The sequence below is a fragment of the Ureaplasma diversum NCTC 246 genome (assembly GCF_000731915.1).
Taxonomy (GTDB): domain Bacteria; phylum Bacillota_I; class Bacilli_A; order Mycoplasmatales; family Mycoplasmoidaceae; genus Ureaplasma; species Ureaplasma diversum.
In genome coordinates, this window is record NZ_JFDP01000038.1 from 1 (window position 1) to 15,493 (window position 15,493).

Genomic DNA, 15,493 nt, shown 5'->3' on the forward strand with positions numbered 1-15,493 from the left:
GTTCCTAAAATCACTTCATATTTCAAATAAATCCAAGCTTTGATAAAAGGAATTTTAGACATAATTTACTATCAAAGGATTTATAAATATGAGTAAATTCAAAAACAAAAAAGCACTGGCATTATCTGTTGGTGCTATTATGGCAGGGGTTAGTGTTATCGGAGTAGTTGCAGCTTGTGCACCAACAAAGGCGAAACCAGCTAAACCCACTGAAAAGAAAGTAGAACAGCCACAAACAGGTGGTAATGAATCTTCAAACCCAGGTAGTGGAAGTGGAAGCACTACAAATCCAACTGGTCAAGGTTCAAACAGTGGTGGAACAACTAATTCTAATCCAGGAAGTGGGAATTCATCAAACTCTGGAAACCAAGGTTCAAAAAATAACACAACAACGCCACCAAGCGATTCTTCAACTCCAGCACCAAATCCATAAACTACACCTAAAGATCCAAAAACTGATGGTGATAAATCAGGTGCAGGTTCTGGTAGTGAATCAGGTTCTAAAGATAAAAATGAACAAACTCCACCTACAAATGGTGAAGCACCAAAAGTAACTCAACCACCTATGAATCCTGAACCTGGTGCAACTCCTGATAATGCGGGTAAAAAGGAAGAAGGAGATCAAGGTTCTAATAATGTAGATTCTGAAGCTGATAAAAAGAAGAAAGAACAAGAAGCTGAGGAAGCTAAGAAAAAAGAAGCTGAAGCTGCTTTTAAAACAAAGAAAGAACAAGCAAACGCTACTATTAGTGGTTTAACTAATTTATCTGATGAAGAAAGAAATGGATACAAGGATAGAGTTGAAAAAATCGCTGATACAAATAAAATTACCGAAATTGAAGATATAGTTAAAGAAGCTCAAGCTAAAGATGATGAAAAGATGAAATCAAAAGAAGCTGCTGATAAACTAGAAGAAGCTAAGCAAAAAGCTATTAACGAAATTAAGAATCTACAAGCTTTAGAAGAAAATGAACGTACAACTTTTGTTCAAAAAATAGAAGCTATTAAAACCGTTGAACAAAAAGATGAAGTTGAAAAAATCTTAAAAGAAGCAAAAGACGCTAATACTAAGAAACTTCAAGAAGAAGCTAAAAAGCAAGCTGATGAAATAAAACAAGATCAAATCACTTCTGCAAAACTTACTATCGGAAATGATAAATATTTCTGACTTGAATTAACGGCAAGTAAAGAAACATATGATAAGTTAAAAGATAAAAGACTTATGTTTAACTTAGATAAAATCGGTGGTAACGAAGGGATTGAATTTGCAACTCGATTTAAAGTTGGTGAGAATGCATTTACTTTCCATAAATTTATAAAAAACGAGGGTTCTAACGTTATCTTCCAAATTTCATCTGATCAAGCTTATGGTGCTGAAAATGAAAAAGGCAAATATAGAGTAACTAAGATTTGGTTAGAAAACGATGTAACAGAAACTAATCTATTGAAAACTCCAAGTAATGAAGTTGATAATCTTTAATCAAAATATCATTAATGCTTAAATAAAAAACAGCCTTTTTAACTGGCTGTTTTTTATTTCTTTCTTATCAATAATTAATTATTGAGTGTTTGTTTTAGAATCGTCAACTATTTTAGCAGAATCAAATTTATATTCTTGAGGAATATCAGCATCTAAACCATTAGGGAATAGATTCGTTTTAATACCACCTTTACTTTTATATGCTTGTTTTAAAGCATCACGATAAGAAGAATCTCCACTATCTTTCTTTTGATCTGCTCCACCACCATAGATTAAATCATATTGTGGAAGTTTATAAGTGCCATACAAGTTACCATAATCATAACCTTCAGATCTTAAAGCTGCGGCAATCCCTGTACCGATTCGAAGGTTAGAAGTATGATATACACCTACAATCTTATTTTCTTTAGTTCTTATTGAAGAACCTGAAGCACCACCATATGGTGCATAGTGTCTTGGGATATATTGTAATCCCATTGAAATCAGTTTTTTACCGTCGTGTGTAATAAATAAATTATGGTCGTGTGATTGATTGTTGTTGCCAGGAGCAGGCAATCCAATAAATGCATCCATTACCCCAGGACGGTTAGTAAATGTACGATAACCTAGTTGTTGAGATAAGAAGTTTCCTCTTTGTACTTTTTCATCATCAAGAGTATATTTGTTAGTTGCTTCATTATAACTTTCTAATTGATCATATAGTCGAGAGTCTGCATTCAATCATAAACTAAAGTTACTCTTTTTACCTTCTAAATCTTCATATTCTGGATCAATGTATTTTTTAAAGAAATAATCAAAATCTGAACGTGGATAACCAACCGCAAACAATTGATCTCCTTTAGTTGCATATTCAGTCTTATCAAAGCCTGATAAAGGATAATTAATTTTTGAATAATCAGCTAAATAAGACTTGTCTAAGAATTTAATATGTTGATCAGTTCTATTTGCATAGTCATTTGTTAAATCTTGAATAACATTTGATAATTCTTCTTCAGATGAAGATTTAGTTTCAATAGGTTTATTAGCAGATCCAACGTCGATCATACCTTTGAATTGAGAAAAATCAGCTTCAATAACAGCAAAATCTAAAAATTCCTTAGCATCAGGGAATTTAGCCTTTTGTTCAGCAGTTAAATATTCTTGAGGGTCTTTTTGTAAAAAGTCAACTGCTGAATAGAAATTTTTGATAGGAGAATTCTCTTTTTGTTTACCTTGTAATTCTTTTTTATATTTGAAGTTAAATGATTTAAAATTATCATCATAAGCAACTCATTTAAATTTCTTACGAAGCGGTGCATCTTTATTAATTCTTGATAATGTTACTGCAACAATATCATTTTTTTGTAATTCATGAGCAACGTGTAAATTTGTACCAAAATATCATTTAGTTGGATATTTTTGACCATCTTTTTTCTCAAAGTCTAAAACCCAAGCAGTACCTGCAATTCATCTTAATTTATTAGGATCATCAGGGTATTTAGGATCTTTAAAAGTAAATCTAATTGAAAAAGTTTGTTCTGCTGCTTTTAGATAAGTTTTGTTTGGTAAAATACGAGCTAACCCACTGATTTGGTATTGATTTCGCCCTGCTGAATCAGCTCAAGATGGTCCTTGACCACGAGCAGATGTTAATAAAGCAGAAAGACCATCAACAGATCCATTAGTTTTATAACTTGGAACACTAAATCCTTTTAAACGAGCATTATCATAAGTATCTTGGTGGTGTTTTTTAGCTAATTCATCAAATTTATTGATTTGATCAGCGTTTACGTTGATCTTTTCTAAAGAGCGACCTAAGCTTTCATCTGGATATTGTCGTTTTAAACTATTAACATATTCAGGATTATCATATTCAAATCGTTTTTGTGTGTCCCTAGATTGTAAATATGTAGCTCTGTCGCTTTGACTTAAAGTAGATCCATCACCTACATCAATTCCACCATCTGCATGTTCAACACGTTGTGTTGTTTTAAAACCAAGTAACTCGATTTTACGAACAACATTATCATTTGGATTTCCTTTTCTAGAAATCTGCACATAAGCAGTTAGTTTACCTGTAATACTTGAAATGTTCATTCCATTATTAATTTCGTGCTGAACATTGATTACTTTAGCATCGAATTGATCTGCATTTGCTCCAGTTAAACTAACTGTAATGTTGTTTGCATTCGTTCTGTGAGCATAAACTTGATCAATAGATGCATTTCCATTTTGTGAAAAGCTATCAAAGTTTACTTTAATATTTTTTGTATCATTTAAAATAGAATCAGAAGTGTTAGAAGTTACTTCTCCTAATTGTGGCTCTACAGATACTCTTTTCTCACCCTCAGCTTGTCCACTACCATTTTGAAGCTTGTTAAGTTCATTTTTATCTTGTTGTTTTTCTTTTGTTTGATCGTTATTGTTTTCAACTTTTTGATTTGGATCATGCTTTTTAAGTTCATCATTACATGCTACAGCAATTGTTGCAACTGTAACTAATGATAATGAAGCTGCTAAAAAAGCAAATATTTTTTTATTTCTTAGTTTCATACAATTATTTTCCAATCTAACTACTGTTGCATAATAGCAATGTTATGATCTTGTAGTTGTTTTATTAAAGCAACACTATTTTTACTTACAATAATTGGTTTATTATTAAAATTAGATGTTGCTGTTTTTAGTAATGTTTTTAAATTAGCAATTCCATCTGAACTTAAGATTTGATTAGGATTGTTTGTAGTAAGTTTAATCATCTTAGTTTCTAATCCATTACTAAATGTAATTGTAGATGGATTAGATAGATTTGGGTTTAAATTCATCACCTTAGCAAATAAAGCATTGTTCATCTCTTCTATTTTTAAAGTATAGAGTTCACTATTATTAGCTAATTTAAGTGAATGTAATAATCTAAAACCATTACTTAATTTCTTTTTATCATCAAATTCTAAACCTGCTAAGGTTTTAAGATTAGTGTTTGATAAATCTAAGTTACTTGGATATCCATTAGCAAATTCATTATGATCTGTATATTTTCCAGATCCTCTAAAACCTTGGAAGAATGGTTCATTGTTTCTTACTCAATAAGCCATTCTTAATCCTAAATTAATTCTTGATAAAGGATTATTGAAGTTTTTAATACTTTTATTAATATCTTCTTGATTAAAAGTGATTGTATTAAAAACAATATGTTTATAGTTATTATTGATTTGGTTTAAATCATTACCAATGTTATTAGTATTGATTCAACTAACATTTCTTAAATAAAGGGGGTTGATAGCAAAATCAACTACTTTATCTTGATTTGTTGTATATAAACTTAATTCACTAATGCTTTTGTTTTCAAGTGCAGCTAAAGCAGTTGAATTAATTTGATTAAAAATCAATTCTAATAATAAGATTTTATCAGGTAAGTTAGCTAAAACTTCTTTAAGAGCATTAGTATCTTCTAAACTATTAGAGATATTAATAACTCGATAACCAGTTACTAATTGGTTGTTTTCTTTTAATGATAAAAGTGTTTGTTTAGCATTAGCTTTGGTTTGTGGGTTAGAAAAATCAAATGTAACAACTAATTTATCTTGTTTTTGATCTGCATTAGATGATTGTTCAGCTAATGCAGCAATACTAACTCCATCAAAGATTTTAATCCCTTTAGTTAGATATTGTTGGGTAACATCACGTTTAATTCACCCATCATACTCGCCATTTAGAATGTTGTCTGGTTTTTTGTTATAAATATCTTTAAGTTTAAAGATCCGTTTGTTTTTGTTTTCATAATCAAGTCGAGCAATAACTTTATTAAAACCAGGTAAAGGGGTGAAGGTTGATGAGTTTAGTCTCCCTTTTGAATCAACATAAAGATTTCTTGATTCAAGTACTTCACCCTTTTGAAGTTTTGCTTTTGCATCTGCACTTAGTTCATTAAGCTTATTAGTATCTAAATAAGCAAAGTATTTACCAAATCGTTCTAGTTGTGGTAGTTGATTAAATTGATTAAATTTAGCTAATCCTTCATCAGTTAAAAAATTTTTAAGATTAGGACTGTTAAATAAATCAGTAAAACGAGCAAATAACCGGTTTCAATAGTTAGTATCTTTAGCTAAGAACTCTGTTAGTTTTCTACCATCTAAAATTCTAAGAGCTTCGGCAATACTACTAAAAGTTTGTTTGAATTCAGAAGCTGCTTTTTTAGCTGTGTATTTACTAAATTGATCAGTTAATTCTAAAGCAACAACATTTGGTACATGATCTGATATATATTGATCAGGGTTGCTGATCTTATTTTTTTGATCAGATAAGAATTGAATTCGTTCTGGTTGGTTTCTAATTTTTGCTTTAGTACTAAAGCCATCAACTTTTACTTCTTCTTGAATAATTTCAGGAAGTGTAAATGGATTAATTGGTTGTTCAGCTAGAATTGGAGCTTTTAGTTGTTCATCATTTTGATTAATAACTATTTTCTCTTCTTGTTTTTGATTTTCTTCTTTTGGATTAGGATCTGTATTAATTATTTTAGCATTAGATAGATCAGCTAATGAATTAGGATTAGTTTCATTTAATTGTTCTTTAATACTATCTTGTTGTTGACTTTGATTAGTTTTATAAATAACCCCTTTTAAACCAACACCATTATGAATTCCATCTGCTGGTATTTTAATGGCAATTGGGATTATAATTCCTAATAATGCAGCTGCAGATACTGTTCCAATTAAGATCTTATATTTTAATTTCAACCCATTCACCACCTTCTTTTATGAATTAGATTATAGTTGAATAAAATAAGCAAAAGCAAAACTAAACACTTTAACTAAAACGTTACTGTGCTAATTTTGCCTAATAATTAATTATGATCGTCTTCAACCTTTTTTAGTTTTAATTTCATTATCCATTGCTGCTTGTTTTTGTTTTTTCATAGCAGCCATTGCTTCAGCTTCGATTTCTTTATCAGTTTTCATATCTAAAGTTGAACCAATAAATGAGAATAGTTCAGCTGGTTGGTTAACAAATTCACCATCAATAATTCTGATTACAGAATCAATTGTATCTTGCATATTTACATAAACACCAGGTTCTTTAGTGAAGTTTTCAGCCATAAAGAATCGTTGTGTAAAGAAGTTTTGAAGTTGTAAAGCAATTTTAACAACTCTTCTACTTTCAGCATCGAGTTCATCAATCCCTAATACTAAAAGCACATCTTCAAGGTCTTTAAATTTCTTTAAAATTCCTTTTGCTTTAATAATTGCTTCATAGTGTTTGTTCCCAATGATGTTTGGGTTAATAGAGTTAGCATTAGATTCAAGTGGATCAAATGCAGGGAAGATGTTCTTAGCCATTTGTTCACGAGATAAAACAAGTGATCCATCTAAGTGTGAGAATAAAGAGAAAGCAGCAGGGTCACTTAAATCATCCATTGGTAAGAATACTGTTTGGAATGATGTAATTGATCCATTATCATTTACATATAAACGGTCTTGAACTAATGAGATATCTGTATCAAGTGTTGAGTGATATCCCCCAATTGATGTCTTTTTACCAAGTGAAGAAGAAACTTCGTTTGTTGCTTGAATAAAACGGTAGATGTTATCAATAAATAAGAATACATTTTCTTTTTTAGTATCACGTAAATATTCAGCAGCTGTAATTCCATAAGGAACAATACTCATCCGAGCAGCTGGTGTTTCGTTCATTTGTGATACATACATAATTGCATCTTTCATTAATGAAGATTCTTTAAGCTCTTCATATAACTCTAACCCTTCACGGCTACGTTCTCCTGAACCAATGAAGATTGGTGTTGTTTTTTGTTTAAGACGAGCAGCGTTGAAAATGATTTCCTTCATTAAAACCGTCTTACCAACCCCAGCACCACCAAAAATACCAAGCTTATAACCTTCAACAATTGGTGTAAAGAAGTCAACTACTTTAATTCCAGTTGGAATAATCTTTTGAACACTATCTAATTTCTTAGGCTTAGTAATTAAACTGTTCATATCCACATAAAGTGGAGCATGTTCACTTTTAACTTCTTTGTTAATTTGATTACCAAGAATATCAAAAACCTTATTCTTAGCATTATCACCAACAGGAACTTGTAAAGTTTTATAAGTGTTAATTACAGGTTCATTCACTGTAATTTGTTTAATAGCACTAACAATGACAGCACGAACTACTTGGTTAGAAAGAATTCTTTTGATTAATAAAGTTGTTTTATTATCATGCATTGTTAGAATGTGATCAATCTTTAAACTATCACCACTAACTTTATCAAATGCAACTTCAACTACATTATTTCAGATTTGTGTAATTTTTCCTGTCATGATTAAATCTCCTTAATGTTGCTAATAATAGTTTTTAGTTCATTAGCATTGAAGCTAACAAAATCAAGTTTTGTTTCAATAACTTCATTTACATTAATTGATTTGAAGTATTGGTTGACTGCATTTGCTATATAATCACGAGCAATTGCATCATCAATTGGTTTGTTGTTAATAAGTGAAGTAAAGATCTTTTTAGCACGAGCATCAACACTAACTAGTGCATCAATGAATTTGATTGCTAAATCTGGTCTTGATAAGTTGTTTAAAAGTCCTCATTCAATGATCTTAGCAGATAATAAGATCGCATCAGTTGCTTGGTAACTAAATCCTTTTTGGATTAACATATTTTGGATTTGTTCACCCTTTTTAAGTAATTCAGTTGTTTCTTTATTTAAATCAAAATTAATTTTTGATAATTTTGTTTGTTTACGATAAGCACGATATGTCTTAGAAAGAGAAGAAGCGATTCGTCCCATTGTTTTTGATTGAACAGATGAACCAGTTCTTGAAACTGATAAATCCACATCAACTGCAGGAATCTTACCTTCAGCAAATAAACCAGCATTTGTAACAATTTGACCATCAGTAATAGAAATAATGTTAGAAGCAATTAATGAAGTAATATCATTATCAATTGTTCTTAAAATTGGTAAAGCTGTAATTGATTTCTTACCAACAAATTTTCCACTACGTTCTAATAGTTGAGAGTGAGCATAGAAAATATCAGCAGGATAAGCTTCTTTAGAAATTGGTTTGTTTGTTAATAAAGCAATTTCACGATAAATGCTTGCATGTTTAGATAAGTCATCAAACACAATTAATACATCATGTTCATAACATAAGTTTTCAGCATGTGCCATTGCAACATATGGAGCTAAGAATTGTTGGAATGGACTTGTTACAGGTGCTTCAATAATAATTGTGTTTTCAAGTGCACCATGATCTTTTAGTGTTTTGTAAACATATGAAAGGTTTTGACGCTTTTGCCCAATACTTACATAAATACATTTAACTTTTGTTCTTTTTTGGTTAATGATTGCATTTAAAACAATGTGTGTTTTACCAGTTTGACGGTCACCAATAATTAATTCCCGTTGACCTAAACCAATAGGGTTGAAAATATCAATACTTAAAATCCCTGTTGCTAATTGTTCATTTAAACGTGTTCTGTGCATCATATCTTCTGCAATTGAGAACACTTTAGAATCTTGGTTAATAAAGTTTTTGAAATTAACTGATGGATCATCAATACATTTTCCATCAATATCAATAATGTGTCCAAAGAATTCCATTGATGTTTTAGCAGATACAAATTGTTCGTCTTCGACTAATTCATCATTAATTTCAAAATCATTTGAAGCTGTATCAATTAATAAGTAAGCTTGATCAGTTGTAGCTGATAGTACATAAGCACGTGATTTTGGCTTACCTTTTACTGTGAAAAATTGCCCTTCTTTTCAGTCATAAGCACCAATTGCTAAGATGACATAATCATGAATTGAGCTAATAATTGGATTTTTGGCCATGATTAAATTTTCTCCTTATTTCTTCGGTTACGGCTCACTGTTTTAGTGAATGTAACAAGTAAAGCGATTAGTAAGATAATTCCTAAGCTACCGATGGCTGCAAAAACACCAACTGCAGTTTTAGAAGGACGATCTATTTTTTCAATTTCGTTTAATAATAAGCTAATTGTTTGTTTTGATAAAGCAACTTCACTTGGTTGTTGATTGTTTGTTGGTTGTGTTTCTGGACTAAGTTCAGTTGTTTGATCTTGTTGGTTAGTAACTAAACCACCATTATTAGGTGCAGCAGGTTGGTTAGTGTTTGGTGATGAGTTAGCAATATCTTGGTGTGCACTAAATAAAGCTAAGAAAATGTTTGAGTGTTCAGTTGATTTATTTAAGATTGCATCAAATCAAGTAATAGGGTTAATGCTTCGTTTAGCACTATCTTCTTGCATTGTATTCTTAATAATAGTTAATCGATCAAATAGTTTTGTTAACTTAATTAATGAAATGTTAGCTTTATTAAATGCAAGAGTTACATTATTAACATCAAGTTGAACTTGTTGGTTTGAATCAACTTTTGGTGCAGCTGCTTGAGTTGATTCAGGACTTGGAACTGTTTGGTCTTGATGTAGTGTTGAGAAGCTGTTTTGTTCAGTTGTTGCTTTTGGAGCTGCTGAATTTCCACCTTGAGCTTGTGGTTGGTTAGGTGCTGGGTTTTGCCCTTGCCCTTGATTTCTATTATTTTCACCTTTTTTAGGTTCAGGTGGTTTTATAAACTTACTTCTTAAGTGTGATGCTTTAAGGTTTAATGTAACCGTTAAATATTGAAGAATTGGTAAACGGTTAACTTTTGAAGCACGAATATATTCAATAAGTAAGATGTTAGAGTTGTTTGTAACTGAGTTTGTTGCTCTGTTTTGTGAAATTGAATTATTCACAAAAGCCTTATAAGCATTTCTAATAAATGTATCTTGAGCTTGTGTAAAACTCTTTGAGAACATTAATTTAATAACCCCAGTTGAGATATTACGCATTGCTAAACGCACTTGATTAACTAATCCAGTTGTTTGTGTAATATCATAACTATCTAAATTAATACCTAAGCCATCACGAGATAGTCGATCAAAAACATTATTTAATGATTGTGTTGATTGATAAGTTAGAAGTGAATAAGCTCTTTTATCTTTATATTGTTCTGGTATTTGGAAAATAGAAGTTTCATATATTTCAGTTCTTGGAATATCAGATGCTTTTGATTTGATTTTATCAACCAATTGCACTTTAGCAACTAAATTACCACCTTGTTCTTTAACTTCAGTTACTTCTAAACTAATTCTACTTTGAGCTCCGTTTTTAAAGAAGAACACATCTTTCTTAGTTGCTTCATTATTAAAGGCATCAATAATTTCTTGATTACTCTTATTAACATATTCAGCACGAAGTCAAGGTTTTTGATTTCTTAACTCCTTTGTGTTAAATGATTCAGGAACTTTAGAAGTTTGTCCATTTGGATCTGATATATCAGTTTCACCAGGAATAATTTCAAGTGGATCTTGTTGTGGTTCTTCTTGGTTTTCTTGTTCAATAATCTTTTGAGCTTGTTTTAAATCAAAAGCAAGGAATCGTTTTTCGATTTTCTTTTGTATTCAATCTTGTCAATCTTTATAGTTTGAATCACTTGGTCCTGAGTTTTCTAAATAGAAACGGTTTGTCTTTTCATCAACTTTTGGTGTAATCTTATAATCAACATCAAGTTTAGGTTGATCATCTTCATGATTAATGATGTTTGTAATTTCTTTACTTAAAGATTCAAAGTAAGCATTAACAAATTTGCTAAATCGTTCTTGATCACCATAATCATTTTCATACTCACCAGTTTGCTCTTTCTTTTCAGCAAATGGTTCATAGTTGAATTTCTCTTTATCAGATCAAGGAACATTATCATATGATTCGCCATTATATGTAATTTTTCCAGTTTTAAGTTTTTTGAACTTAGCAATTAAATATGGAGCAATTACATGAAATCCAAATTTAGAAGGATCTTTGTAAGCTTCATCCCCTTTTGCTTTCTCATTAAAGTATTTTTGAAGTTCGTGTAAATAGAAAATAGTATTGTATTTTTGATTATTGTCTAATAGTTCATTTTCTAAAGTTTTATCAATTTGTTCTTTAAAGTTTTTAAGACTATTTTCAACAATCTTTTTTAATTCTTTTTCTTTAGTATCATCAACTTGTTTAGTATAAGTTGGGATTTGTGAATCTTCAATCTTCTTATTTTCTTTAGGAGGATTTGGGTTAGCTGGATTATTTGGAGTTGGGTTTGGATTAGCTGGTTGTTCAGGTCCTAGATCTTGGTGAAGTTGAGAATTTAAACTTAACTTTTTATCTTGTTTTGTTGTGGTTGCTATTGCTGCAGAACTAATAATAGTAGTTGATATTGCAACAACACTAATTGCACCAACAACTTGTTTTTTAGTTTTTTTCATGCTCAAGCTCCCTTTCAATTAAACATAAAACACCTTTTAATCTAGCTTCATATATTAAATTAAGTGTTTTTTCGTATTCATAGACATTGTTGAAATTAAATTCATAATCTAATTTAGCAGCAATCATATCAAGTTGTTCCATTGCTTGCTTAACTTGTTCATGAGCTTTATTAGTTATAACATCCTTATGTCTTTTATCAGCTACAAGTCAAACTGGTTTACTTACCATATTAATATAGATATTACTTTGTTGATCACTATAGATTAAAGCTGATGGAACAAATAAATAGTATTCATGTTTTGGTGTATAAATTTTAATTAATGAGTTTTGGTTACATGCAATAAAGTTACTATCAATATTGATTCAACTATCTTCTTCATTAATGTTTACAAAAGCAAAAGCATTATTAATTTGTTTTGAAGTATTTAAATAGTTAATGTGAACAGTCGCTTTAAATAAATTTGGTTTTTTAAATAAACTCATAAAATGCGACTCCTTACTTAATTAATTTATCTGATTCAATCAGATTCATTTCTTCAATTTCTAACTCACGCTTAATCTTTAAGATTTCACGTTTGTTATACTTAATTTTTTCTTCTAATTCTTTTAGGGTTTTGTTTTCATTAATTAGTTTGTTTTTATAAACAATAAATAATGATTCTAATAATAGTAAGTTAATTGATGTATAGAAGTAGTTAACTAACATATTCTTAGAGAAGACTTTAACAGATGGATAGAAAAGAGCTTTAGTAAATAACTTTTCATTTTTAAGGTGTTCAGTTTTAATTAAGTCATTATCAGGTAGTTGGATATTGTTTTTATCAACTGGGAAAATAACTGTTTTTAAATCTTTTTGTCCTTGGTTTTTAACCATAAAATAAACATTATCATAACCAAAGTCTTTGATATGTTTACCAAGAACTGTACTTAATTGAATAGCTATTTGGTTAATATCTAATTCATTTTCATAACTAACTAAAGTTTTGATGTTGTTCTTTAAAGCAAAAGCAATTGCTTTTTTACCAATACATACCATTTCATCTTGGGGTTGAATTGAAGCTAAGATTTCTTCTTCAACAGCTGTAAAAAAGGCAGTTGTATATTTTTCATCAGATGTTGGATAAATCCAAAGTGTTTTAAGTGGTCGTTTTTTGCTTTTTTTCGAAAATCAATGTTTGTTAACAGCATGTAGATTAGCAATTTCAATTCCTAATGTACTTAGCACATTAATAAGACGAGAATTTAAGTCAACATGTAAACTTGCTTTATTAGTTTTGTTCATTAACCGGTTAATTTCAATTAATGAAATACTTCAGTTTAAGTTAACAATGTCGTTCAGTTTAATATAATTCTCTAATTTTTCTTTTTTGGTTTTTAGGTTCATAAGCTTTAACCTTATTCAGTTTCACTTGGTTTAACAATGTTTTCACTAAAAGCAACTTTTAAACTCTTTGTTTCAACTGAAACATAAAGAATAATTCCATCAACGATTTCAACTGGTCTATGTTCTTTAATTAAATATTGATTAATAGCATTATTTAAAGCATTTAATAAACTATCTAATGAAGCTGAGTTCTTAGCTGATACAAAGTTAAGAGCATCAGAATTAACACTTTCTTTTTGAGATAAACTAGGAATTAAACGTTTTAAGCTATATCTTAAATTTCGTGTTCAAGTAATAATGAAGTATTTAAATACAATATCTAATTTGTTTTCAACACCTTTTTTAAGGTTTAAAACAAAGGTTTTAGCTTCGTTTGAGTCATATGCTAAATTAGCATCTAATAAACTTGTTGCTAATAAAGCGTTTGCTGAAATAAAGTTATCTTGTTGGATTAATTGTTCATATTTGTCATAAGCACTTTTCATGCCATGGTTTGAAGTTTCAACAGTTCTATTGTCTCTGTTAAGTTTTGCAGCTTCTTTACGTGAAGTCATAATTAGTTATTCTCCTTCTTGTTAGCACCAATGATTCATTTATTTTTTAAGACTGTACTTAATTTTAGACTTGTTGCAACAATTAAGTAAGTAGAGAAATAAATTAAAATCGGAATATATGTTTTAGTTAAAAGTGGTAAGTCATAATCAACACTTCGTCTTGATCCTCCTCTACTTAGGGCATGCATCTCTAAGTGGTGGTTGTAAGCATTAATCATTAACACAAAAGCAATTAATGCTAAGAAGATTGATAAGATCACTTTTTGATAAGTCACTATTTGTGGGTTTTTAAATACAAATATTCCAACGATTAGAATTGTACTAATCGCTCCAATAAATAGAACCTTGAAATTTTCTGATTGATTATCATTAAATGTTGATAAACAAATTGTAAATAATCAAACTAATGAAACAGTTCCAAATAAAAGCTCAAAACCATATTTGCTTCTTAAATAAGATGTGAATGGAGCAAAGTTAGCTGTAGCATATAATCCAATTAAAATCACACCAACAACTAACATTCCTCATAAACTAGCAAACTGTTGTGTTGCACCAAACTCATTAACTTTAAATTCACCAAAAGCAATTGAAGAGAAGTAAGCAAATGTTGCTAAGAAGATAGTATAAGCTAATGCTCAAATATGAGTTTTATCTTCAAGAATAGCTCTTGTTTCTTTATACATAAATAGTTTAGGTAAGATTGATAAAGATAATAATCCAACTAAACCAATGATGATTAAGAAAGTGTAGAAAGCATATAGTGATTCGTGAATTCTTGCTCCGAATTGTTCAAATCCAATGATAACAGCATTTCTTTCTAAGTTAAGCACATTACCACGATTACTTGGATGGAATACAATACCTGTAAAGATCCCAACTCCAATTGCTAACAATACACCAATTGCTACAAGACTTATAATGTAATAACCTTGAGCTTTAATGAATTTTAAGTCGTGTCCTTTTGTTCGACGATAAATAGCAAAATAGTAAGTAATTCAAACTAGATAAACTAAAATTATTTGTCAAGCAATGATATAAGCTGTTTTTCAAGATGATTGCAATATAAAGCTTCCGTTTGTACCTTTAGCTACATGATCAACTAAGAAGTATGCAGCTAAATTACCAATTGCAATTGCAATAAATAAAGCTAAGAATGGAGCAACTGGTCGTAAGTTCCATTCGTGCTTACTTAAAAGCTTAAATGCTCCATAAACTCCTGCAAACATTGCACCCAGCAAGAATGAAGCATTAGTTATAAAAGCCACTCCTGCATAATACACTGAATTTGGACTTTGAACTAATACTCTTTCAAGTCCGATTGATTGACCCTTAAAAAAATACGAATCTAAGGTGAAGACCACTGCAACTGAAGCGGCCAGATAGAAGAGTATTAAAGCGATCCGCAAGATTTGTGAACAAAGCTTATCTTTTGATCGCTTCCCTCAAAAGAAGGAGCTCTTTTTAATTTCTAATAAACGCATAAACATTATTTTAAACAAACAATTTTTAACTAGATTATTATATGTATCTGTTTGCTTTTTTCATCCTTTAGTAAATAATATTTTGGTACATAAACAACACTTAATTAAGGCTATAAAAAGGATCATCCTTGTTATTTATTAAATAAATAAGATTCCTAATTATTATTTAATTTTAGCCCTTAAAATGGTTTATGGCTCTTTTTAGCATACTATTTTAACAATAAAATTTAATAAGTGTTAAACAAAATAACAAATTTTTTGTTTTTGTTTTCTATGTTCTAAATGAATTTATATTCT

The 15,493-nt window shown here is 29.8% G+C and carries 11 protein-coding genes; 2 read left to right on the forward strand and 9 right to left on the reverse strand.

Annotated elements, in window-relative coordinates:
- Window positions 1-88: 88 nt before the first annotated feature.
- Both UDIV_RS01575 and UDIV_RS01580 read left to right on the forward strand, forming a co-directional pair.
- On the forward strand, window positions 89-433 hold the full coding sequence (locus tag UDIV_RS01575) for a hypothetical protein (protein ID WP_038102389.1): 345 nt from the start codon (window positions 89-91) through the stop codon (window positions 431-433).
- A gap of 132 nt (window positions 434-565) precedes the next feature.
- The gene (locus UDIV_RS01580; RefSeq protein ID WP_038102390.1) at window positions 566-1,480 is read left to right on the forward strand and encodes a GA module-containing protein; all 915 of its coding nucleotides are present in this window, start codon (window positions 566-568) and stop codon (window positions 1,478-1,480) included.
- A 78-nt stretch (window positions 1,481-1,558) separates the two neighbouring features.
- On the opposite strand, the gene mip is transcribed toward UDIV_RS01580, so the two are convergent.
- The 9 genes from mip to UDIV_RS01625 form a co-directional block, all read right to left on the reverse strand.
- Window positions 1,559-4,012 carry an Ig-specific serine endopeptidase MIP gene (mip, locus tag UDIV_RS01585; RefSeq protein ID WP_051749413.1) on the reverse strand — a complete coding sequence of 818 codons (2,454 nt, stop codon included), beginning with the start codon at window positions 4,010-4,012 and terminating at the stop codon, window positions 1,559-1,561.
- A 20-nt stretch (window positions 4,013-4,032) separates the two neighbouring features.
- Window positions 4,033-6,195 carry a putative immunoglobulin-blocking virulence protein gene (locus UDIV_RS01590; RefSeq protein WP_038102391.1) on the reverse strand — a complete coding sequence of 721 codons (2,163 nt, stop codon included), beginning with the start codon at window positions 6,193-6,195 and terminating at the stop codon, window positions 4,033-4,035.
- A gap of 111 nt (window positions 6,196-6,306) precedes the next feature.
- Window positions 6,307-7,779 carry an MSC_0618 family F1-like ATPase beta subunit gene (locus UDIV_RS01595; protein ID WP_081847805.1) on the reverse strand — a complete coding sequence of 491 codons (1,473 nt, stop codon included), beginning with the start codon at window positions 7,777-7,779 and terminating at the stop codon, window positions 6,307-6,309.
- Between the two features lie 2 nt (window positions 7,780-7,781).
- Entirely contained in the window at window positions 7,782-9,305 is a 1,524-nt protein-coding gene (locus tag UDIV_RS01600) for an MSC_0619 family F1-like ATPase alpha subunit (RefSeq protein WP_038102393.1), read from the reverse strand.
- Window positions 9,306-9,307: 2 nt separating this feature from the next.
- On the reverse strand, window positions 9,308-11,776 hold the full coding sequence (locus UDIV_RS01605) for an MSC_0620 family F1-like ATPase-associated subunit (protein ID WP_038102403.1): 2,469 nt from the start codon (window positions 11,774-11,776) through the stop codon (window positions 9,308-9,310).
- Window positions 11,763-12,260 (reverse strand): MSC_0621 family F1-like ATPase epsilon subunit, encoded by a 498-nt coding sequence (locus UDIV_RS01610; protein WP_038102406.1) that lies wholly within the window; start codon window positions 12,258-12,260, stop codon window positions 11,763-11,765. Before UDIV_RS01610 ends, UDIV_RS01605 begins: the two co-directional genes overlap by 14 nt.
- A 13-nt stretch (window positions 12,261-12,273) precedes the next feature.
- Window positions 12,274-13,161, reverse strand: coding sequence for an MSC_0622 family F1-like ATPase gamma subunit (locus UDIV_RS01615; RefSeq protein WP_038102413.1), 888 nt, complete (start codon window positions 13,159-13,161; stop codon window positions 12,274-12,276).
- Between the two features lie 11 nt (window positions 13,162-13,172).
- Window positions 13,173-13,715 carry a DUF2714 domain-containing protein gene (locus UDIV_RS01620; protein ID WP_051749415.1) on the reverse strand — a complete coding sequence of 181 codons (543 nt, stop codon included), beginning with the start codon at window positions 13,713-13,715 and terminating at the stop codon, window positions 13,173-13,175.
- A 2-nt stretch (window positions 13,716-13,717) separates the two neighbouring features.
- Complete coding sequence (locus tag UDIV_RS01625; RefSeq protein ID WP_156021865.1) at window positions 13,718-15,196, reverse strand: MSC_0624 family F1-like ATPase-associated membrane protein; 1,479 nt, start codon at window positions 15,194-15,196, stop codon at window positions 13,718-13,720.
- Window positions 15,197-15,493: the final 297 nt, after the last annotated feature.